The sequence below is a fragment of the Ferribacterium limneticum genome (genome assembly GCF_020510585.1).
In the GTDB taxonomy this organism is placed as follows: domain Bacteria; phylum Pseudomonadota; class Gammaproteobacteria; order Burkholderiales; family Rhodocyclaceae; genus Azonexus.
Map to the genome: position 1 here is coordinate 4,228,361 of NZ_CP075190.1, position 20,512 is coordinate 4,248,872.

A 20,512-nucleotide genomic window follows, 5' to 3' on the forward strand; every position below is an offset into this window, starting at 1 on the left:
CCGGTTAGCTCCCGTAGAGGCTCCACAGCATCTTGCCCGACAGCACCAGCAGCAGGCCGGCGAAAATCCGCTTGAGCACGACTACCGGTAGACGATGGGCGAGGCGGGCGCCGAGCGGTGCGGCCAAAACGCTGGCGAGCAGGATGACACCGAGCGCCGGCAGGTAAACAAAGCCCAGGCTGCCGGCAGGCAAGCCGGGATGCCCCCAGCCGCTCCAGATATAGCCGAGGGTGCCGGCGATGGCGATCGGCAAGCCGACCGCTGCCGAGGTGCCGATTGCCTGATGTGGCCGGACGTTGCACCAGACAAGATAAGGTACGGTGAGCGCCCCGCCGCCCATCGCGGCGAGACTGGCCACGCCGCCGATGACCGTGCCGGCGATGCCCAGACCAAGCCGCCCCGGCAGGTTGCGGCTCGGCTTCGGACGCAGGTTGGCGATCATTTGCACGGCAACAAACAGCATGAAGCCGACGAAGAAAATCGATAGTGCTCGCGACGAAATGTGCGCCGCCAGCATGGCCCCAAACAACGCTCCGATCAGGATGCCCGGCGTCAGGTCGCGCATCACCGGCCACAATACGGCGCGATGGGCGTGATGCGCACGCAGGCTGGAGAGGGCGGTGAACAGGATGGTCGCGATTGACGTACCGAGCGCCAGATGCAAAACCTCGTTGGCTGGAAAACCCTGTCGGGCAAAGAGGATCGTCAGCAAGGGGACGACCACGACACCACCGCCCACGCCAAGCAGCCCGGCAAAAAAACCGGCCACGGCGCCGGTCAGCAGATATGCCGGAATGACATCAAAAGGGATCACGAGGATGGAGGCAGCGACAATATTGGCAAGCGCCGAACTTTATCAGTGGCCGGTGTCGAGCCAGCGAACGATGCCGTCGATGCTGCGAAAATCATCGCAGGCCCGGACCGGTATCTCCGGGGCCAGTTCGCCAAACAACTTGGCCAGCGCGTTGCCGGGGCCGATTTCGAGCACGGCATCGGGTTGCATCTCGCGTACCGTTTGCAGACAGGCTGCCCAATCGAGCGGCGTGCAAATCTGGCGGGCCAACGCGTCGAGCGCCGGGCGGGCCGTACGTGCGACCGTCGCGTCGATGGCGCTAAGCACGGGAAAGGCCAGTCGGCGATCGGGCAGCAAAGCCAATCGCTGCTTGAAGTTGGCAGCCGCCGTGGCCAGCAGTGGCGTGTGCGAAGGCGTGTGCACCGCCAGATGAACCAGCCGGCTCGCCCCTGCCGCCTCGAATTTGCCGGCGACGGCCACGATGCCGGCACGTGGCCCGGCAATCACCAGATGCCGCGGTGCATTGCGAATCGCCACGGCCAGCCCGGCCTCCCCGGCCAGCGTTGCCACTAGCGCCTCATCCAATCCAAGAACGGCGAGCATGCCGTATTCGCCGCTGACCGCGCCATCCATCTCGGCAGCGCGCTCGGCACACAGCGCCACGCCTTCAACCGAGCCAAATGCCCCGGCGGCACTGCACGCCGCCATTTCGCCCAGCGAATAGCCGGCGGCGCAGATCGGTCGCGGCAGGCAACTCTGCAAACTGCCCCAGAGCAGCATCTGCTGGGCAAAGATCAGCGGTTGGGCAATTTTGTTTTTTGCCAGTTTTTCCGGGTTGACCGTGGCATTCCGCTCTGCGATGCCCGGCACCGCCTGCAAAATCGCCGGGCCCAATTCACCTTCGATACCTGCCTGCACCTGCTGCCAGTGAGCCAAGTTCTGGCCACCCTGACCGCTGAAAAGGAGGGCGAGGCGCATTTCAGTCCCGGCCGTCGAGTTCGGAGAGAAAGAGCGTCACGCCGAGCAGGTCGGCGCTACCGCCGGGGCTGAGATCGCGCGCCACGAAATCGCGGTCAATGGCCGCCGCATGCTCGCGCCAGTCGTCGGCGAGGACGCCGCCGGCCGCCAGAAATTCACTCGCGGCACGGCGCCCGCAGGCCAACCCGGTCGGCCCGCCGCGCCACAGCAGGTTGGTGTCGTCGAGTTCGGCAATCAGCGCAAACAAGGCCTGCACCGCCGCCAGTTCGCCGTCACCGGTAGCGCCCAGAATGCTTCGATAGGCCGGCAGGCCAATCTCCAGCGCCGCCGGAAAACCGCTTGCCGCCTCCTGACGCGCCCCGCCGGTGCCATAGCGACGGGCGACCTCCAATCCGTGGCTCAGTTGCGAAGCGGCTGGCAAGACGGCCAGACCGTCAAGAATGTCGGCCGCCCAGTTGATTTTGACGGCCTGACAAGCCGCCGCGGCGCTAGGCGTTTCTCCATCCGCAATCAGTCGACCGGCCGCTGCACAGAGCAGGCCAAGATTGAAAATCGCCCCGCGATGGGTGTTGACGCCACCGGTTGCCGCCAGCATGTCGGCTTCGGCCGCGATGCCCAGCACCCGCAAGCGGGCAAAGCCCGGACGTTGCAGGCCGCAAGCGGCGATGGCGGGAAAATAGGCGCGCAAGGCCTGCAGACTGCGCAGGAAAGTGCTGAAGTCCATGTCGCGGTGGCTGCCCTGGCTACCCGGGCTGACCAGGCCGGGCTTGGGCACCAGCGCCGCTTCGCGGTACAGGCTGCGGATGGCCAGGCGACCGATACGCTCGGTTGCCGCGCGGTCGACCGGGATGGCCAGCGGGGCAGGACGATTGCTCGGGACAATGCGTTCAAGCATGGCAGCAAGCCTCGTCCAGGCTGACGAGCAAGGACTGCACGGGCCGCAAGCCAACCTCGTGCGGCCCTTTGACGAGAACCTGGGCGGTGGGATTTTCCCGGTGTGCAGCAAATTCCCGCCAGGCAACTGCATCGCCATCCGGAAAGCGGAGTTCGCCATCGAGCCGGCAACGCAATTCGCCAGCTGCCAGTTGCAGCGCCGCCAGCATGGTGTCCAGTTGCTCCAGCGTCGCGACATCGCAGATGAGGTCGATGTCGGAGTCGGCGTGGCGGTAGTCCTCGCCGCTCAGCGTCTCCCAGGCCAGCGAGCCGAAAACGCCGAGGCGGGCAGAACAGGCAGCCGCCCGCTCGGCCAGTCGGCACAGCACATCGGCCTCGGCCGCCGGCAGCCGCGAACAACAGCGCGCGATAGCCAGCGGCGCGTCGATTCCGGCCACCGCCTGGCGGTCGACGTGAATGGTCAGCCGCTTTCGTTGCTGTTTCAGCGGCAGGCTCAAACCGAGCAGCAGCGGCCCGCCACCGCCCGGCTGGCGGGCGGCAACCAGCGGCCGGCCAGCGGCGATCCAGTCGCGCGCCGCCTGCCACCATGAATCGCCCGTTGCGGCACAAGGAGTCTCGAATGCTGCATCGCGATCCAGATAGACGAGGTCGTGGCGACGCATCCCTTCAGGCTCCGCACACGGCGTTCTGAACGGTTTTGGTGATGTCCGCCGCCAGTTGGCGGCCACCACGCTCGAGCCCGCTTGACTGGCGTTGATCGCTGGCCGGCGCGGCCTGCCGTGCGGCAGCCAGCACATTTTCCAGCAAGCTGGCCGATGGTACCGGCCAGATCGTTTCGATAGCGCCCATGCGGACATAGCTCTCGGCGCCCGGCGCGAAAATCGGCGAGTCTGCAGCCAGTTCGACCAGACGTTCGTGAGCGATCTTGGTCACCCGCGCCATGGCCCGCAGGTCCATGACCCTGACCTGGGCATCGGCCAGCGCATAAGCCTGGTCGGCCATCAGACCAAAGGACAGGAAACCGCCGCTGACGGCGTTGGCCGTCACCAGGCTGAGCGAGGCGTGGCCCTGACGACGCGCCAGATCGACGCACTGGGCGAGATGGGCCAGCGAGCCGTTCAGGCAAAGCAACTCCTGGCTGCGCGACAGGGCCTGACCGCTGGTATCGACGAGAAAGACCAACGGCCGACCGGGGTGCTGCTCGACGGTATCGAGAATGAAACCTGACAGCGCCAGCGCCATGGCGTGATCGATGGCCGCCGCGTCGGTGGTGCCGAGCACAGCGACCGTGCCTTGCGCCGTCGTCGCTTCGCCGGTAATCACCTTGTTGTTCACGGCGACCGCGTGGCCGGCCGGGAACAGGCAATCGAGAATGTCGTTGAGGCTCATGTCGGCAATCCTTCCTTCAGGGCGACCAGGCTGTCGCGGTCAAGCAGCGGAACGCTTTCCGGCTCGGCGATACCGAGCGCGGCCCAGACCTGCAGGCCGTCGCGTAGCGCACCATAGGCGGCGAGGCGGTTTTGCAGTACGCGTTGTCGGGCGCGCAGGGTGGCCACGTCCGGGGCGGGCTCGCTCCAGCCGGCGAGAAACTCCGTGGTGCCGCTGCGGAAGGCCGCGATGTCGTCTTCGACCAGCATCGCGCAATCGCCCATCAGGTAGCGATGCTTGCCGCCGGTGACACGCCAGACCAGCGCCCGGTCTTTCGAATCGAATTCCTCGACGCCGGCCACCGTTTCGATGACTTCCGGCCCGGACAGCGCGAGTCGGCCTTCTTCGGAAATGATGATGGCCGAACAGAGTTTGGCAACGATCCCCATGCCGCCGAAAGCACCACAGCTACCGCCGACCAGCGCCAGCACGGGCACGCCGGCGGCGCGGGCGTCGAGCACGGCGCGCATGATTTCGGAAATGGCGATCAGGCCGGCATTGGCCTCGTGCAGACGAACGCCGCCGGAATCGATGAGGAACAGCACGGCGGCCGGCTTTTCTTTAACCGCGCGGCGGAGCAGGCCGACGATCTTGGCGCCGTGGATTTCACCGACCGCACCACCCATGAACTGGCCTTCCTGGGCGATTGCAAAAATCGGCTTTTTTTCCAGTTGACCGTAACCAACGACCACGCCGTCATCAAATGCACCGGGCAGGTCGAGCAAGGCGAGATGCGGGCTGGGGTTGGATTCGGCCGGCGGCAGGATTTCGCTGAAACAGCCGGGGTCAAGCAGGCCAGTGAGGCGAGCCCGGGCAGTCGCCTCAAACCAACTGTGACGTGAAGCAAGCGACGCGATCATGGGTTGCCTCCTTGATATTCGGCCAGCGCCTGAGCCAGGCGCAAGGTGACGACGGCGGGTGTCGCTCCCATGTCGTTGATGGCGATGACGGTGCCGCCAGCCGGGTGGCTAGCGGCAAAGCTGCCGATCACCGCTTTCCAGGTCTCACCAAAGCCGCGGGCCGAAGTCTTAATGCGGACCGCGCAGGCGGTCGGCTGGTCGCCGGCCTTGACCAGAATTTCCAGGTTGCCCGAACCAACCACGCCGCACAAGGCGGGATCGGCCGCCCGGGATGCAGGCGCGGAGTCGAAACGAAAGTCGAGTGTTTCCATGGCGGTCACCAATTGCGGAAGCGTGAAGGGGGGGCGTAAAGGCCGCCCGACCAGCGCACCAGATCCTTGACGGAGCGGGCGGCCAGCAGGTCGCGACTGGCCTGACGCGGGTCGATGCCAAGGTCTTCAGGGCGACGGACGATGCCGCGGTCGCGCAGGTTCTCGACCATCGCCTTGTCGCGCGCCATGCCGACCGGCGTGAAGCCGGCGACGCCGCGGATCGCCTGTTCGCGCTCTTCCGGCGAGCGGCAGAGCAGCAGGTTGGCGATGCCTTCCTCGGTCACGATGTGGCTGACGTCGTCACCGTAGATCATGATCGGCGGCAGTTCGGCGCCCATCGACTTCTGCAGCTTCCACGCGTCAAGTTCCTCGACGAAAACCGGCGCCATGTGCTCGCGGAAGGTCTCAACCATCTGCACCACCAGCTTGCGGCCGCGGATGGCATTGGGACCGTAGGCTTCGCGCCCGGCCTTGAGCCAGGCCGGGCTGGCGTGACGCCGGCCGTGCGGATCGGAACCCATGTTCGGGGCGCCACCAAAGCCGGTGATGCGGCCCAGCGTCGCCGTCGAACTGTTGCCGGCCATGTCCATCTGCAAGGTCGAGCCGATGAACATGTCGCAGGCGTAGAGGCCGGCCGTCTGGCTGAAGGCCCGGTTGGAACGCATGCTGCCGTCGGCGCCAGTGAAAAAGACGTCGGAACGGGCCGAGATGTAGGCATCCATGCCAACTTCCGAACCGAAGCAATGTACCGATTCGACGAAGCCGGATTCGATTGCCGGAATCAGCGTCGGATGCGGATTGAGCGCCCAGTGCGTGCAGATCTTGCCTTTCAGACCGAGATCGGCGGCATAGGTCGGCAGCAGCAGCTCGATCGCCGCCGTATCGAAGCCGATCCCGTGGTTCAGACGCGTCACGCCGTACTCGGCGTAGATGCCCTTGATCGCCATCATCGCCATCAGCACCTGCACTTCGGTAATCTGCGCCGGGTCGCGGGTGAATAGCGGCTCGATGTAGTTTGCCTTCGGCGCCAGCACGGTGAAATCGACCCAGTCGGCCGGCACGTCGACGCGCGGCAGTTTTTCCAGCCGCTCATTGACCTGGGCGATGACGATGCCGCCCTTGAACGCGGTCGCTTCGACGATGGCCGGCGTGTCCTCGGTATTCGGCCCGAGGTAGAGGTTGCCCTCGGCATCGGCGGCTTGCGCCGCAATCAGCGCGACGTTGGGCGTCAGGTCGAGGAAATAGCGGCCGAACAGTTCGAGATAGGTATGAATCGCCCCGATCTCGATACGTTGCTCCTGGACCAGTTTGGCCAGCCGGGCGCCCTGCGGGCCGCTGAAAGAAAAGTCGAGGCGGTTTGCCAGGCCGCGCTCGAAAAGGTCCACATGGCTCGGAAGAGCCAGGACTGACTGGACCATACTGAGGTGATTGATACGTTCCGGGCTGCAATCGGCCAGGGACTCGGAGAGGAAATCGGCCTGCTTCTGGTTGTTGCCTTCCAGACAGACGCGGTCGCCCGGCTGGATGACGGCTTCGAGCAGGTCGATGATACGGTCGACCGGAATTTCCTTACCAAAACCGAGGCTCGCCGCCCGCTCAAGGCGGCGGCCACGGCTCTGGCGCAGCGTGTCCCAGTTACGCGGGAGTGGTGCGTTCATGATCGTCTTTCCGCTGACTCAGGAACCGCTGTACTGCGACGGCAGCCAGGTGGCGATTTCCGGGAAGACGCAGAGCAGCAGGATGCCGAGCACCATGAGCAGCAGGAAGGGCACGGTGCCCCACATGATTTCCTTGAGCTTGATGTCAGGGGCAATGCCACTGATCACGAACAGGTTGAGGCCGACCGGCGGGTGAATCAGGCCCATTTCCATGAGGATGGTCATGATCACGCCGAACCAGATCAGGTCGATGCCGAGCGCCTTCAGGGCAGGCAGGATGATCGGCGTGACCATCAGGATGATGGCGACCGGCGGCAGGAAGAAGCCGAGCACGATGAGCAGGATATTGACCCAGAAGAAGAACACCCACTTGCTCATTTCCAGCGAAATCATCCAGGCGGCAGCCGACTGGGTGATGTGCAGGTAGCTCATCACATAGGTATAGAGGAAGGACATGGCGATGATCAGCATGATCATCGACGACTCGCGCGCCGTGCCGGAGAGGATGACCTTGAGGTCGTTCCAGCGCCAGCAGCCGTAGATCGCCATGACCATGAGCAATGCGCCGAAGGCGCCGATGCCGGCGACTTCCGACGGTGTTGCCCAGCCGCCGTAGAGGGCGACCATGACGATGATGATCAGACCGATGAAGGGCGCCAGGCGGGGCAGCGTTTCAAGGCGCTGTTTCCAGCTGTACGACTCTTCCACCGGCATGGCGATGCCGGTCGAACGATTGGCCGAAATCTTCTCGTTCTTTTCCGCCCAGGATTTGTACACCACCCAGATCGAGAACATCGCCGTTAGCAACAAGCCGGGACCGACGCCGGCCATGAACAGCTTGCCGATCGACTGTTCGGTCGCCAGACCATAGAGAATCAGCGTCAGCGACGGCGGAATCAGGATGCCCAGCGTGCCGCCGGCGGCGATCAGACCGGTCGCCAGACGCTCGGAATAGCCGCGTTTGCGCATTTCCGGAATGCCCGAGGAACCAATGGCCGAGCAGGTTGCCGGCGAGGAACCGCACATCGCGGCGAACACCGAGCAGGCCAGCGTGTTGGCCAGACCAAGGCCGCCCGGCACCTTGTACAGCCAGCGGTTCAGCGAGTTGTAGAGATCGGCGCCAGCACGTGATTTGCCGATCGCCGCACCCATCATGATGAAGAGCGGAATGGTCAGCAGCGTGAAGCTGTTCAACTCGGAAAAGATGGTTTCAGCGATGATCGACAGCTGTGCCACCGGCATGAAAAAGTACATGAAAATCAGGGCGACCGAGCCCACGGCAAAGGCAATCGGCATCCCGGAAAAGAGGAATATGAAAGTGGCGGCCGCGTAGAGCAGGCCTAAGGTTCCGACGCTCATTTGCGCTCTCCTTCGTCGTCATGCTGGATGCGTTCAATGGCCACCTGAATGGCGGCATTGTGTTGCGGCGGCGGCCGGTGCGAGCGCATGGCTTCCGGCAGCGAGTCTTCGATGAACTGGACAAAAACCTGCAGGGTCAGCGAGGTCATGCCGACTGCCATGGTGGCAAAGACCGGCCACATCTTCGGCGCCCACGAGGTGTCGCTCATCCGACCTTCGTCCCAGGCTTCGTAGAACAGGTGCCAGCAGTTCCAGGCGATGAAGGCGCAGAACAGGAAGGACAGCAGATCGGAAAAGGCCATGCGCCACTGCGTCCAGCTGGGCGGCGTGATTTCGTCGAGAATCTCGATCGTCACATGACCGCGATTGAGCTGGGTATGGGCGGCGGCCAGAAAGCTGGAGGCAATCAGCAACATGACACAAAACTCGATTTCCCAGTCGGTCGGCCAGGCAAAGAAATAACGGACCGCGACTTCAAAAACGAGAACACAGGTAGCGATGACGATCAGAAAGGCCGACAGGTAACCTGTCGCAATATTGAAGGCCTTGACCGCTCGGCTGATGAAATATCCGGGGCTCATGATTCACCTTTAAAAAGGATGGGCCGGGCCATGCCCGGCTGGGTGATTACTTGACCGACAGCGCCATGTCGAGCAGGGCGCGGCCATCCTTGATGTTCTCGGCGAAATCCTTGAACGCCGTCTGTTCGGCGACACCGCGCCAGGCCATGAACGCTTTCTCGTCCATGTCAGCGACCTTGGCTCCGGCTTTGGCGAACACCTCGGCCATACGCTGATCGTCCTTCTTGGCTTCTTCAACGCCGAACTTCTCCAGACTGGCGCCGACTTCGCTGATGATCTTCTGTTGTTCCGGCGTCAGCGAATCGTAGAGGCCCTTGGAAATCAGTAGCGGCTCGAACATGAACCAGAAGCTCTTGTTGCGGGCCGTGGTCACGTACTTGCTGAATTCCTGCAGACGGAAACTGATCAACGACGTGCTGGAGGTCAGTGCCGCGTCGAGCACGCCGGACTGCATCGCGCTGTAGATTTCCGAGGACGGCATGCCGGTCACAGCCGCGCCAGCGCCCTTCAGCATCTGGTCCATTTCCTTGCTGCCGCCGCGGAACTTCAGGCCCTTGGCATCGTCGGGAACAACCACCGTTTTCTTGGTCGAGGCGATACCGCCCGCCTGCCAGACCCAGGTAATGATCTTGATGTTCTTGTCGGCCAGGATGCGGTCAAGCTCCTTGCCGATCGGGGCAGTTTTCCAGCGCATCCCCTGTTCATAACTACTGACCAGGGTCGGCATCAGCGTGATGTTGACCTGCGGAATCTCGCCGCCGCCGTAGGCCAGCGGCACCAAGCTCATGTCCAGCGCGCTCTTGCGCAGGGCGCCGATCTGGCTGTTGGTCTTCATCAACGAACTGCCGGGATAGATCTCGAACTTCAGGCTGCCCTTGGACTGCTTCTCGACTTCCGCTACGAAACGGCGGACAAGTCGATCACGGAAATCGCCATCCTCGTTGGTCGCGGCTGGGAATTGATGGGAAATCTTGATGACTCGGGGTGTCTGGGCATGCGCGACAGGCAGCGCACAGGTGAGGGCGGCGGCAGCGATGGCTAGCGTAAGCTGGCGTTTAGTCTTGCTGAACATGGATATCTCCTCCAAGGTTAAAAAGCACTGACGGTGAAACCTCGCTGGCTGGCTTATCCACATCAGGGAATACCGCACTCTTGTTTTGTGTTCAAAAATCACCGTTGTGTATACACAATAAGCAAACATTGAATACTGGTCAACTAATTTCGTATAATTGAACTATTACCAAATGCTGGAGCGTGAGTTGTGAACAGCCCTGCCGAAATACCTGCCACCACCCGCCAATCAGAACGTCTCGGCGAGTTGATCGAGGAGCGCATCGTGACCGGCGTTTACCCGCCCGGCACGCGGCTCGACGAGCAAGAGTTGGCCGACACCTTCGGCGTTTCCCGAACCCCGGTGCGCGAGGCGCTGATCCAACTGGCTTCGGTCGGACTGATCGAAATCAAGCCACGGCGCGGCGCGACCGTGCCTGAGGTGGGTGCCGACCGGGTCTGCGAAATGTTTGAGGTTATGGCCGAACTGGAGGCGATGTGCGGCCGACTGGCCGCCCGACGCATTACGCCGAGCGAGCAGGTGGCCTTGCAGGAGGCCCATGGCGCCTGCGAAGCGGCGCGCGACGCAAACACGCCGGACATTTATTACCAGTTGAATGAGGTTTTCCACCAGCGCATCTACGAAGCGAGCCACAACGGCTTCCTGGTTGAACAGGCGACCGCGTTGCACCGCCGGTTACGCCCCTACCGGCGGCTCCAGCTACGCGTGCGGAACAGAATGAACAGCTCGTTCAACGAACATCAGTCCATTGTCGATGCCATCATCAAGGGCGACAGCGAGCTGGCGACAGCACTATTGCGCGCTCATGTCACGGTTCAAGGTGAACGGTTCGCCGATCTGGTCGCGACGCTGCGCGACTTCAAGGCTGGCGCCTGAGAGACCTCAGCCGATCAGGCTGAAGAGCATCTTTGTCGCCAGCAGTGCCAGAAAGGCGCCGAAGGCCCGCTTCAGTTTCTTGACCGGTAACCTGTGGGCCAGCCGGGCGCCGACCGGGGCCATCAGGATGCTCATCACGACGATGCCTAGGAAGGCCGGCAGGTAGATGTAGCCCAGCGAATAAGTGGGCAAACCAGTGTCACTCCAGCCGGCGACGATGTAGCCGACGGCACCGGCGACGGCGATCGGGAAGCCCAGCGCCGACGAGGTGCCGACCGCCGAATGGATGGCAACATTGCAGAACAGCATGAACGGTACCGACAGGAATCCGCCGCCGGCCGCCACCAGACTCGAGACGCCGCCAATGACGCCGCCAGCGGCAAACAACCCGGCCGGTCCGGGCAGTTGCCGATGGGCGTGCGGCTTGAAATCGAGCATCATCTGCAGCGAGGCGTAATAGACAATGACGACAAATATCATCGTCATCGGCCCGGTCGGCACCTGACCGGCGACCAGCGAGCCACCAAAAGTGCCGAGCACCAGACCCGGCGCCAGACTGCGGACGACATCCCAGCGCACTGCGCCATGCGCATGGTGGGCGCGCATGCTGGAAATCGACGTGAAAACGATGGTCGCCATCGAAGTGCCGAGTGCCAGATGCATGACGTGCTCAGTCGGAAAGTTCTGGGCAACGAACAGCATGTACATGAACGGGACGAGGGTCAAACCGCCGCCAACGCCGAACAGACCGGCAACAAAGCCACCGAAGATTCCCAGCAGGGGGTAGGCCAGCCACCAGATTGTCATGAATTATCTGCCATGAGGCGGTTGATGAATGCCCACTCGTCGGGCGTGACCGGCATGATCGACAGACGGTTGCCGCGGGCAAGGAGACGCATGTCGGCCAGTTCCGGATAGCGCCGCAGCTCAGCCAGCGAAATCAGGCGCGAGCGGGCGACGAAACGGACGTCACGCAGCCACCAGCGTGGATTTTCCGGTTTCGATTTTGGGTCAAAATACCGGTTGACCGTAGCAAACTGGGTTTCGTCAGGGTAAGGCTCGGAACACACCTCGCAGATGCCGGCAATGCCCGGCTCGGCGCAACTGGAGTGATAAAAGAAGGCGAGATCGCCGACCTGCATCGCATCGCGCATGAAATTGCGCGCCTGATAGTTGCGCACGCCAAACCACGCCACGCGTTGCTCTGTGGCAGCTTCAAGATCATCGATCGAAACCTCGTCCGGCTCCGATTTCATCAGCCAATATTGCATGCGTTCGGGTAATTTCGAGGGCAAAAAAAGGCCCCCGCGAATGTCGTCAGGCCGGCATCCTGAACCTGGGTCCAGAGTGGTCGCATTCCTTCCGCATCAGGCACACTCGCTGGGAGCGCGCTCAACAGCGGATTGTTGGTCCGCAACCGATGCCAATTAGCATTGGTTCAAGGAATATATGGCCTTAACAAACACCGCAGGGGACGCTCGGCGGGCGGCGCCGGGGTCAGCAGTAATGACTACAAGTCCAATTGCTGCTGGGGCGCAAGCACGGCATCAAGTCGTGCTCCCATGTCACCGATTCTACGCTTCGTTTCGGAACTATCAACTGCTTCCGAAAACTCTTTTGCAGCGCTGCCGGAGGCCCCGGAAAGGTGCTCGTGGGCGATGTTCAGCGCGGCCATGACAGCAACGCGTTCGGCGATGGTGTTCTTGGTGCGCTGCGCAATGTCGCGCATCTTGTTGTCGACCAGATCAACGGCCGAGAGCAGGGCGTCGCGCTCTTCAGGCGTGCAGGCGACGCGATATTCGCGTCCCATAATTTTTACGTCGAGGAAATTCGGCTCGGCGCTCATCTCAGGCATCCTCGGGAATCTTGTCCACCAGACCTTCGAGCCGCTCACGGGCAGCCGTCATCGTCTGCCGCAGATGCAGCCGCTCAGCCTCGGCCGCGGTCATCTGATTCTTCAAAACCTCATTCTCGGCGCGCAACTGGTGAACCAGTGCAACGACCTGTTCGATTTTGGCTTCTAGCGTTTCGAGTTCCACATTCATGCCGCGAACTATAGAGGCTAAAACGCCGCACGGTCAAGGACTAAGCCATTCTTCTCAAAGTGGTTTATAGCAAATCAAGGCGACTTGCCTGATGCACTGCAGCAACAATAGATGTAGAATTCCCGCTGCTTCAGGTGCTGCGTACGGATTCTCCAAGCGCAGTTAAACGGGAAAGCGGTGCGTCTCCGAGGAGACAAATCCGCTGCTGCCCCCGCAACGGTAAGCAAGTGCGGGCGTATCACGATGCCACTGGGTGCCAACCTGGGAAGGCGATACGTCAAGACTTGTGAGCCCGGATACCGGCCTGAGACAAAAAGCGGAAGTGCCACGGGGGTGTGGTGCCGGTTATCGCAACCAGCCTTCTCCCCTCGCACTTCCTTTTCAATGCTCTTCCGGCATGCGGGGACGCCCGCCGGGAAAAGGAAAACCATGTATCCACGTTTGAACCCAATAGCCACGCTGCTGGCCTTGTCTTTTGCGCCTGCAGCATTCGCGGTCGATCAACTTGCCTCTCTCGATCCCATCCTGATCACCGCAACCCGCCAGGAAATGCGCGCCTCCGAATTGCTGGCCGATGTATCAGTGATTGATCGCGAAGAAATCGATCGCAATGGCCAGGGCACCATCACCGAACTGCTGGCACGCCAACCAGGCATCCAGACGGCAAGCAACGGCGGCCCGGGGACCACAACGAGCTTCTACATCCGCGGCGCCCGCCCCGACCAGACCAAGGTGCTGGTCGATGGCATCCCGATCAATTCCGTCGACCTTTCCGGGTCGCCACTACGTTTCGTGCCGCTGGCCGACGTCGAGCGCATCGAAATCCTGCGCGGGCCAGCCGCGACACTGTACGGCGCCGATGCCGTCGGCGGGGTAATCCAGATTTTCACCAAGCGCGGCGAGCCCGGGCTACGCGCTGACGGCTTTGTCGGCTACGGCACCCAGAATACGGCCCAGGTATCAGCCGGACTATCCGGTGGCAACGAGCAGTGGCGCTTCCGCATCGAAGGAAATCACCAGTCATCCGACAGCATTTCTTCACGGCGCAATGCGCGCAACAAGGATGCGGACCGCGACCCCTACGACAACACCGGTGGCGCAGCATCCTTGTCCTTCCTGCCCGCCAAGGGCCATGAAATCGGTTTATCCTACCGACGTAATGAGGGAACGACGTATTACGACAGCACCTCCGGTACCGGCAATTTCGACAGTCGAGTGCTCTTCGAATCCGAGCAATGGCAGGTTTTCACGAAAAACCGCATCCTGAGCGGATGGGATAGCAAGCTGCATTACAGCGAAGCAGTGGACTACCAGAACAACTTCTATTCCGGTGCGCCTGCCAACGGCGATTATCTGCGCACCCACAGCAAGCAGCTCGGCTGGCAGAACGATATCAAGCTGCCACTGGGCACGGGCTTGATCTCGGCAGAACATCAGGAACAGTCGGTCACCCCACGGACCAGCTTCGCCGCCGACTCGGAGATCACGATCAATTCCCTGCTCGCTGGCTGGATGGCCAACTACGACATCCATCGCTGGCAGATCAGCGGTCGCCACGATGACCATTCGCAATTTGGCACGGCGGACACCTACGCCCTGGCCTATGGCCTGCAACTGGCCAAACAGTGGCGAGCCCATGTCAGCTACGGAACGGCTTTCAAGGCGCCGTCGCTCTATCAATTGTTCGACCAATTCAGCGGCAACCCCCTGCTGCAACCGGAAAAAGCGAAAAACCAGGAAGCAGCCCTGATCTGGGATAGCGGCAGTCAGACAGTTTCCGCCACCTATTACCTGAATCGCATCGAGAACCTTATCGACTGGTCATTCTCGACCTTCAAGTACGAAAACGTCTCGCGCGCCCAGTTGGAAGGGCTGACCTTGGCCTATCAGGGGCGCTTCGATGAATGGACCATCGGCGCCAGCGCTGATTTCCTCGACGCCAAGAACGAGGATACCGGCCAGAAACTCGGGCGGCGGGCCGGCCAGAAGGCTACGCTGTCGCTGTCGCGACGCTTTGGCCCGTTCGATTTCGGTGGCGAATTCGTCGCTGTCGACAAGCGCTTCAACACCAATACCGAGACCGGGCAGATGGACGCCTACACGCTGACCAACCTGACCGGTCGTTATGCCATCAATAAGGTACTGGCCATCGAAGGGCGTATCAACAACCTGTTCGACAAACAATACGAAACTGCGCTCGGCTACGGCACCTTTGGTCGCAACGCCTTCATCGGCTTGCGCTACAGTCCTAAGTAACCTGCCATGCCCACCCGCCACCGCGCCTTCCTGATACTCGCCAGCCTCGGCCTTCTGGCCGTGGCGAGTATCGGGCTGGCGTTGACGGTGGGCAGTTTCAAGGTTTCCTACGCAGAGGTGCTGGCCGCATTGTTGGGTAACGAGGGCGGGGCTGGCGATGTTGTGTTGCAGCTTCGCTTGCCGCGGGCGCTGGCCGGTTTTGCCTGCGGCGGGCTGCTGGCGCTGGCCGGGGCGCTGATGCAGGTTTTGCTACGCAATCCGCTGGCCGATCCTTACGTGCTGGGCATTTCCGGTGGCGCCGGGGTCGGGGCGATGTTCGCCATGCTGCTCGGTCTGCCGGTGCTCGGTATCGACGGGCTGGCCTTTGTCGGCGCCTTCGCTGCGATGCTGCTGGTTTTCGGGCTGGCGCATGGTGACGGGAGCTGGACGCAGACGCGCCTGCTGCTGACCGGCGTCATCGTCGCCGCCGGCTGCGGCGCGCTGGTCGCATTGATGTTGAGCATTGCCGATGAACATAAGCTGCGCGGCATGCTGTTCTGGCTGATGGGCGACCTCGGGCAAAGCGCCCAGTGGTGGCCGGCCTTTGCCGCGCTGGCCATCGCGCTGCTGCTGGCCATGCCCTTCGCCCGCGAACTGAATTTGCTGTCGCGCGGCCTGATGCAGGCGCAGGCTTTGGGCGTTGCGGTCGGCCGACTGCGTTACGCCATCTACCTGCTCGCTTCGCTAGCCACCGCCGCCTCGGTGACGACGGCCGGCTCGATCGGCTTTGTCGGGCTGATCGTGCCGCATCTGGTCCGGCTGGCCACTGGCAACGACCAGCGCCTGCTGCTGCCGGCCTCGGTGCTGGCCGGCGGCTCGCTGCTCGTGCTGGCCGACACGCTGGCACGCACGCTGATCGCACCGCAACAATTGCCGGTTGGCGTGCTGACGGCGCTGATCGGCGTGCCAGTCTTCCTCTTCCTGCTCTCGAGGCAGCCGAAATGACCCAGCCGCTGCTCGAAGCCCGGCAACTGGTCGTGGAAATCGGCGGCAAAACCGTGGTCGACCGCGTCGACCTGAGCGTCGCCAGCGGTGAGCGCATCGCCATTCTCGGCCGCAACGGGGCCGGCAAATCAACGCTGTTGTCGACGTTGGCCGCCTTGCGTCCGCCGGCCGGAGGTGCGCTGCTCCTCGACGGCGAAGATGCCGCCCTGCTGCACGCCCGCGAGGCGGCCCTGCGCCGGGCTTGGCTCGGCCAGTTCCAGTCCGACCCTTTCGGTTCGACCGTGCTGGAAACGACCCTGACCGGGCGCCACCCGCACCTTGGGCGCTGGGACTGGGAATCGAAACACGATGCCGAACTGGCACGCAGTGCGCTCAAGGCCGTCGGACTGGACGGCATGGAGGCGCGCCAGATCCACACCCTGTCCGGCGGCGAACGTCAGCGCCTGGCCATCGCCACGCTGCTCACCCAGGCGGCGCCGCTCTACCTGCTTGACGAACCGCTGGCGCATCTCGATCTCAACCACCAGATGGCCGTCCTCGAACTGTTCGCCGGCACGGCGCGCGATGGCGGCGCCGGTGTCATCATGGTCCTGCACGACCCGGCGCTGGCCCACCGTTTCTGCGACCGCACGCTACTGGTGTATGGCGATGGGCGCACCGAAATCGGTTCGGTCGACGCCATCCTGACCGCCGAAAAACTGTCCGAACTTTACGGCTACGGCCTGCGCCAGATCGAAGACCGCGGCCATCGCTGCTTCATTCCCGAATAAGCCATTTCAAATTTGGCCGATTTTTCCGGTTGACCGTGAAAGTCGCCCAATCCTGACCCAGAAAGCCACCATGACCGTCACTCACGAAGAACGCATGCAGAAGAAGAAAGCCATCATCGATGGCAAGATTGACGCCGCGCAGGAAGAGCGCGGCGTGCTGGTCGTTAACACCGGCAACGGCAAGGGCAAGTCGAGCGCCGCATTCGGCGTCGTTGCCCGCGCCCTCGGCCACGGCCTCAAGGTCGGTGTCGTGCAGTTCGTCAAAGGCCGCTCGGACACCGGCGAAGAAGCCTTCTTCCGCCAGCAGCCGAATGTCGCCTGGCATGTCGGCGGCGAAGGTTTCACCTGGGAAACCCAGGACAAGGAGCGCGACGCCAAGGCCGCCCAAGCCGCCTGGAATATCGCCTGCGGCCACCTCGGCGACCCAAGCATCGGCCTCGTCGTCCTCGACGAAATGACCTACGCCTTCAAATACGGCTGGCTCGACCTCGACACCGTCATCGCCAAACTGCTCGCCCGGCCGGCCATGCAACACGTCATCATCACCGGCCGCGCCGCCCCGCAGGCCCTGCGCGACTTCGCCGACACGGTGAGCGACATCGGCATGGAAAAACACGCCTTCCAGAGCGGCATCAAGGCCATGCCCGGTCTCGAATTCTGAGTTCAAGCCGATGAAAAACCTGAGCCGTTTCGTCTTCCTGCTGCTCGTTTCCGCTGTTGCCTGGGCTGGCGAAATCGACATACCAGCCAATATCCAGGCCGAGGCCCGGATCATCCGCGGCGAGCGCGACGGCTATTGGGAAAAGGTGCTGCTCGTCGCTTTCCCCGAAGCGCGGCGCACGCTGTCCACCTCCGACGGCCTGCTCGATGCCCGCGCGGCGATGAACCACGCCGGCCACCCGCAGCTCTGGCACACCCTCGGCATGCGCTTCATGGGCCAGGATGGCCGGGGCGGCAAGGCCTACGCCACCCATGTGCACGCCGAAACGGCCCGTCAGCAGCAACTCGAGCAATCGGCGGTCGCCCGCATGGCCACCGCCGCCGACCTCGACAACCTGGCGGTCGTCACCCAAAGTTACGGCCCGCTGACCGTCACCGTGCTGGCGACGGCCGGCGCCCGGAGCAACGCCATTCGCACCGGCGTCGATGCCGGGACCTACATCGAAGACAACACGCCGGCCGGCACCATCAACATCATGGTGCTGACCAATATCCGCCTGACCGACGCCGCGCTGGCCCGCGCCCTGATCACCGTCACCGAAGGCAAGACCGCGGCGCTGCAGGACCTCAACGTGCCGAGCACCTACACCAGGACCGTGCAGGCGACGGGAACGGGCACCGACAGCATCATCGTCGTCTCCGGCACACAGGGCCCGCAGGCCAGCTACACCGGCGGCCACAGCCGGATCGGCGAGTTGATCGGCAAAGCCAGCTACCAGGCCGTGCTCGAAGCCCTCGGCAAGCAGAACGGCTTTTTCCTGCCGGGTGCCAAGCGTTTCGCGGCCACTGCCGCAGCGCCGGCCAAGGCCCCGGATGCCCTGCGCATCGCCCTGCTCCATCTCGATGCTGTTCCCGGCGACGTGGCCGGCAACCGCGCCCGCATCGAAGCCGGCATTCAGGAGGCGGTCAGCCACGGTGCTGACTGGGTGATGACGCCCGAACTGGCCGAAACCGGCTACAACTTCGCCAGCCGCATCGGCACCGGCTGGATCGCCCCCTTTCCCGATGCCTGGATCAGCACGCTGGCGGCCATCGCCCGCGACAACCGGGTGGCGCTCTTCGTCGGCTTTGCCGAGCGCGACGCAAAGAGCGGCAAGCTGCACAACAGCGTCGTCGCCATCGACCGCGACGGCGCCATTCATGGCACCTACCGCAAGCAGCGCGTCCATGGCGGCCCCGAAAGCTGGGCGACACCCGGCACCGGGGGCGCGCCCTTCGTCGTCGACGGCATCCCGATCGGCCTGCTGATCTGTGCCGATACCTACAAGCCCGAACCGGCCGCCAGCTATCGCGCACAAGGCGCCGCCATCCTGCTCGCCCCGGCCAACTGGCCGCCGGTCGACGGCATGGGGCCGGGCGACCTGTGGGAGCGGCGCAGCGCCGAAACCGGCCTGCCACTGATCGTCAACAACCGCACCGGACGCGAACCAGAGCTTGATTTCTCGCTCGGTGAAAGCGTCGTTGCAGCCGGTGGCGAACGGCTGTTTTCATTTACTACCAGCCAGAGCAGGCTGTTCTACGTCGATTGGGATCGTCGGCAAGGCTTCAGCCAGCCTGCCCGTTAAGGAATAAGAATGCCCGCCTGCCCCGCTCTCCTGATTGCCGCCCCCGCCTCCGGCCAGGGCAAGACCACCGTCACCGCCGCGCTGGCCCGGTTGCACGCCCGGCAGGGGCGGCGCGTCACCGTCTTCAAGTGCGGCCCGGACTTTCTCGACCCGCAGATTCACGCATTCGCCAGCGGCCGTCCCTGCCAGAACCTCGATCTCGGCATGTGCGGCGAGGACGATGCGCGCTGGCGGCTGGCCCGCGCCGCAGCCGACTCCGATCTGATCCTCGTCGAAGGCGTCATGGGCCTGTTCGACGGCCAACCGTCAGCCGCCGACATCGCCGAGCGCTTCGCCATCCCGGTCATGGCCCTCATCGACGCCGGGGCTATGGCCCAGACTTTCGGCGCCGTCGCTCACGGCTTGGCCAACTACCGCCCCGGCCTGCCCTTTGCCGGCGTGCTGGCCAATCGCTCGGCGAGCGAAGGCCACACCAAATTGCTGCGTGACAGCCTGCCCCCCGGCATGGGCTGGTTCGGTGCCCTGCCGAAAAGCCAAGACAGCCTGCCCGAACGCCACCTCGGGCTGCTCCAGGCGGCCGAAATCACCGACCTCGAAGCCCGCCTCGATGCCCTGGCCGATGCGCTGCAGGCCAGTGCCACCGTCGACCTGCCAAAACCGGTCAATTTCGCAGCTGCCCAGCCCCCCCAAATCAAACCCCTGCTTGCCGGCCAGCGCATCGCCATCGCCCGCGACGCCGCCTACGGCTTCATCTACCCGGCCAACCTCGAAACCCTGGGTACACTGGGTGCCGAGTTGTGCTTCTTCTCTCCAGTCGCCGGTGACCCGCTACCCGATTGCGATGCCGTCTGGCTGCCCGGTGGCTACCCGGAACTCCACGCCGACGCCCTGAGCCAGCACGCCGCGCTGTGGCAGGCCCTCAAAAACCACGTCGCCGCCGGCAAGCCGCTGCTCGCCGAATGCGGCGGCATGATGAGCCTGTTCGAGGAAGTCGTGGACAAGGCCGGCGTCAGCCATCGCTTTGGCGGTTTGCTGGCCGGGCGTTCGGTCATGCAAAAACGGCTCGCCGCGCTCGGCACACAATTCGTCGAACTACCCGAAGGCCGCCTCGCCGGCCATACCTTCCATCACTCGAAAAGCGAAACGCCGCTCACCCCGCTCGTCCGCGCCACCACAGCCAATGGCCGCGATGGCGAAGCGATCTACCGGCAAAACAGACTGACTGCTTCGTACGTGCATTTCTACTTTCCATCGAATCCGACAGCAGTTACCAGCCTGTTCACCAAGCTTTGATACTTCTGTTTTTTCGAACAGTCATACAGGCGCCGATTAATTTTTCAGCAAAGGGAAGCGGGTACACTA

The 20,512-nt window shown here is 63.3% G+C and carries 22 protein-coding genes, 1 other RNA gene and 1 riboswitch; of the genes, 7 read left to right on the top strand and 16 right to left on the bottom strand.

Features of this window, described 5'->3' with window-relative positions; all coding sequences use genetic code 11:
• Nucleotides 1-4: 4 nt before the first annotated feature.
• From KI613_RS20175 to dctP, 11 genes are read right to left on the bottom strand one after another with little or no spacing between them, the layout of a single operon-like run.
• Entirely contained in the window at nucleotides 5-814 is an 810-nt protein-coding gene (locus KI613_RS20175; protein WP_404826959.1) for a sulfite exporter TauE/SafE family protein, read from the bottom strand.
• A 42-nt stretch (nucleotides 815-856) separates the two neighbouring features.
• Nucleotides 857-1,771: a malonate decarboxylase subunit epsilon gene (gene mdcH / locus KI613_RS20180; protein WP_226402866.1), complete on the bottom strand. Its 915-nt coding sequence runs from the start codon at nucleotides 1,769-1,771 to the stop codon at nucleotides 857-859.
• A 1-nt stretch (nucleotide 1,772) separates the two neighbouring features.
• A complete protein-coding gene (gene mdcB / locus KI613_RS20185) occupies nucleotides 1,773-2,666 on the bottom strand; it encodes a triphosphoribosyl-dephospho-CoA synthase MdcB (RefSeq protein WP_226402868.1) in 894 nt (297 codons plus the stop codon).
• On the bottom strand, nucleotides 2,659-3,327 hold the full coding sequence (gene mdcG / locus KI613_RS20190) for a malonate decarboxylase holo-[acyl-carrier-protein] synthase (RefSeq protein WP_226402870.1): 669 nt from the start codon (nucleotides 3,325-3,327) through the stop codon (nucleotides 2,659-2,661). The genes mdcB and mdcG overlap by 8 nt, the downstream gene beginning before the upstream one ends.
• A 4-nt stretch (nucleotides 3,328-3,331) precedes the next feature.
• A complete protein-coding gene (gene mdcE / locus KI613_RS20195; protein WP_226402872.1) occupies nucleotides 3,332-4,054 on the bottom strand; it encodes a biotin-independent malonate decarboxylase subunit gamma in 723 nt (240 codons plus the stop codon).
• The gene (locus KI613_RS20200) at nucleotides 4,051-4,953 is read right to left on the bottom strand and encodes a biotin-independent malonate decarboxylase subunit beta (protein WP_226402874.1); all 903 of its coding nucleotides are present in this window, start codon (nucleotides 4,951-4,953) and stop codon (nucleotides 4,051-4,053) included. The genes mdcE and KI613_RS20200 overlap by 4 nt, the downstream gene beginning before the upstream one ends.
• The gene (mdcC, locus tag KI613_RS20205; protein ID WP_226402876.1) at nucleotides 4,950-5,264 is read right to left on the bottom strand and encodes a malonate decarboxylase acyl carrier protein; all 315 of its coding nucleotides are present in this window, start codon (nucleotides 5,262-5,264) and stop codon (nucleotides 4,950-4,952) included. Before mdcC ends, KI613_RS20200 begins: the two co-directional genes overlap by 4 nt.
• Nucleotides 5,265-5,269: 5 nt before the next feature.
• A complete protein-coding gene (gene mdcA, locus KI613_RS20210) occupies nucleotides 5,270-6,922 on the bottom strand; it encodes a malonate decarboxylase subunit alpha (RefSeq protein ID WP_226402878.1) in 1,653 nt (550 codons plus the stop codon).
• An 18-nt stretch (nucleotides 6,923-6,940) separates the two neighbouring features.
• Nucleotides 6,941-8,281, bottom strand: coding sequence for a TRAP transporter large permease (locus tag KI613_RS20215; protein ID WP_226402880.1), 1,341 nt, complete (start codon nucleotides 8,279-8,281; stop codon nucleotides 6,941-6,943).
• A complete protein-coding gene (locus tag KI613_RS20220; protein ID WP_226402882.1) occupies nucleotides 8,278-8,862 on the bottom strand; it encodes a TRAP transporter small permease subunit in 585 nt (194 codons plus the stop codon). Before KI613_RS20220 ends, KI613_RS20215 begins: the two co-directional genes overlap by 4 nt.
• Nucleotides 8,863-8,908: 46 nt before the next feature.
• A complete protein-coding gene (gene dctP, locus KI613_RS20225; RefSeq protein WP_226402884.1) occupies nucleotides 8,909-9,934 on the bottom strand; it encodes a TRAP transporter substrate-binding protein DctP in 1,026 nt (341 codons plus the stop codon).
• A gap of 189 nt (nucleotides 9,935-10,123) precedes the next feature.
• On the opposite strand from dctP, the gene KI613_RS20230 reads away from it, so the two are divergent.
• Entirely contained in the window at nucleotides 10,124-10,810 is a 687-nt protein-coding gene (locus KI613_RS20230; protein WP_226402886.1) for a GntR family transcriptional regulator, read from the top strand.
• Nucleotides 10,811-10,816: 6 nt separating this feature from the next.
• On the opposite strand, the gene KI613_RS20235 is transcribed toward KI613_RS20230, so the two are convergent.
• From KI613_RS20235 to KI613_RS20255, 5 genes are all read right to left on the bottom strand, one after another.
• Nucleotides 10,817-11,617 (bottom strand): sulfite exporter TauE/SafE family protein, encoded by an 801-nt coding sequence (locus KI613_RS20235; RefSeq protein WP_226402888.1) that lies wholly within the window; start codon nucleotides 11,615-11,617, stop codon nucleotides 10,817-10,819.
• Complete coding sequence (locus KI613_RS20240) at nucleotides 11,614-12,066, bottom strand: EVE domain-containing protein (RefSeq protein WP_264181444.1); 453 nt, start codon at nucleotides 12,064-12,066, stop codon at nucleotides 11,614-11,616. Before KI613_RS20240 ends, KI613_RS20235 begins: the two co-directional genes overlap by 4 nt.
• A 42-nt stretch (nucleotides 12,067-12,108) precedes the next feature.
• Nucleotides 12,109-12,287: non-coding RNA, 6S RNA (gene ssrS / locus KI613_RS20245), on the bottom strand.
• A 33-nt stretch (nucleotides 12,288-12,320) separates the two neighbouring features.
• Entirely contained in the window at nucleotides 12,321-12,656 is a 336-nt protein-coding gene (locus tag KI613_RS20250; protein ID WP_226402892.1) for a cell division protein ZapA, read from the bottom strand.
• Between the two features lies 1 nt (nucleotide 12,657).
• Complete coding sequence (locus KI613_RS20255) at nucleotides 12,658-12,855, bottom strand: hypothetical protein (RefSeq protein ID WP_226402894.1); 198 nt, start codon at nucleotides 12,853-12,855, stop codon at nucleotides 12,658-12,660.
• 115 nt (nucleotides 12,856-12,970) lie between these two features.
• Nucleotides 12,971-13,177: riboswitch (cobalamin riboswitch) on the top strand.
• Between the two features lie 107 nt (nucleotides 13,178-13,284).
• On the opposite strand from KI613_RS20255, the gene KI613_RS20260 reads away from it, so the two are divergent.
• From KI613_RS20260 to KI613_RS20285, 6 genes are all read left to right on the top strand, one after another.
• Complete coding sequence (locus KI613_RS20260; RefSeq protein WP_226402896.1) at nucleotides 13,285-15,111, top strand: TonB-dependent receptor domain-containing protein; 1,827 nt, start codon at nucleotides 13,285-13,287, stop codon at nucleotides 15,109-15,111.
• A 6-nt stretch (nucleotides 15,112-15,117) separates the two neighbouring features.
• Entirely contained in the window at nucleotides 15,118-16,095 is a 978-nt protein-coding gene (locus KI613_RS20265; protein WP_226402898.1) for a FecCD family ABC transporter permease, read from the top strand.
• Complete coding sequence (locus tag KI613_RS20270) at nucleotides 16,092-16,865, top strand: ABC transporter ATP-binding protein (protein ID WP_226402900.1); 774 nt, start codon at nucleotides 16,092-16,094, stop codon at nucleotides 16,863-16,865. Before KI613_RS20265 ends, KI613_RS20270 begins: the two co-directional genes overlap by 4 nt.
• A gap of 70 nt (nucleotides 16,866-16,935) precedes the next feature.
• Complete coding sequence (gene cobO / locus KI613_RS20275) at nucleotides 16,936-17,526, top strand: cob(I)yrinic acid a,c-diamide adenosyltransferase (RefSeq protein ID WP_226402902.1); 591 nt, start codon at nucleotides 16,936-16,938, stop codon at nucleotides 17,524-17,526.
• Between the two features lie 10 nt (nucleotides 17,527-17,536).
• Nucleotides 17,537-19,150 carry an adenosylcobinamide amidohydrolase gene (locus tag KI613_RS20280; RefSeq protein ID WP_226402904.1) on the top strand — a complete coding sequence of 538 codons (1,614 nt, stop codon included), beginning with the start codon at nucleotides 17,537-17,539 and terminating at the stop codon, nucleotides 19,148-19,150.
• A gap of 9 nt (nucleotides 19,151-19,159) precedes the next feature.
• Nucleotides 19,160-20,443, top strand: a complete 1,284-nt coding sequence (locus tag KI613_RS20285; RefSeq protein ID WP_226402906.1) for a cobyrinate a,c-diamide synthase — start codon at nucleotides 19,160-19,162, stop codon at nucleotides 20,441-20,443.
• Nucleotides 20,444-20,512 lie beyond the last annotated feature (69 nt).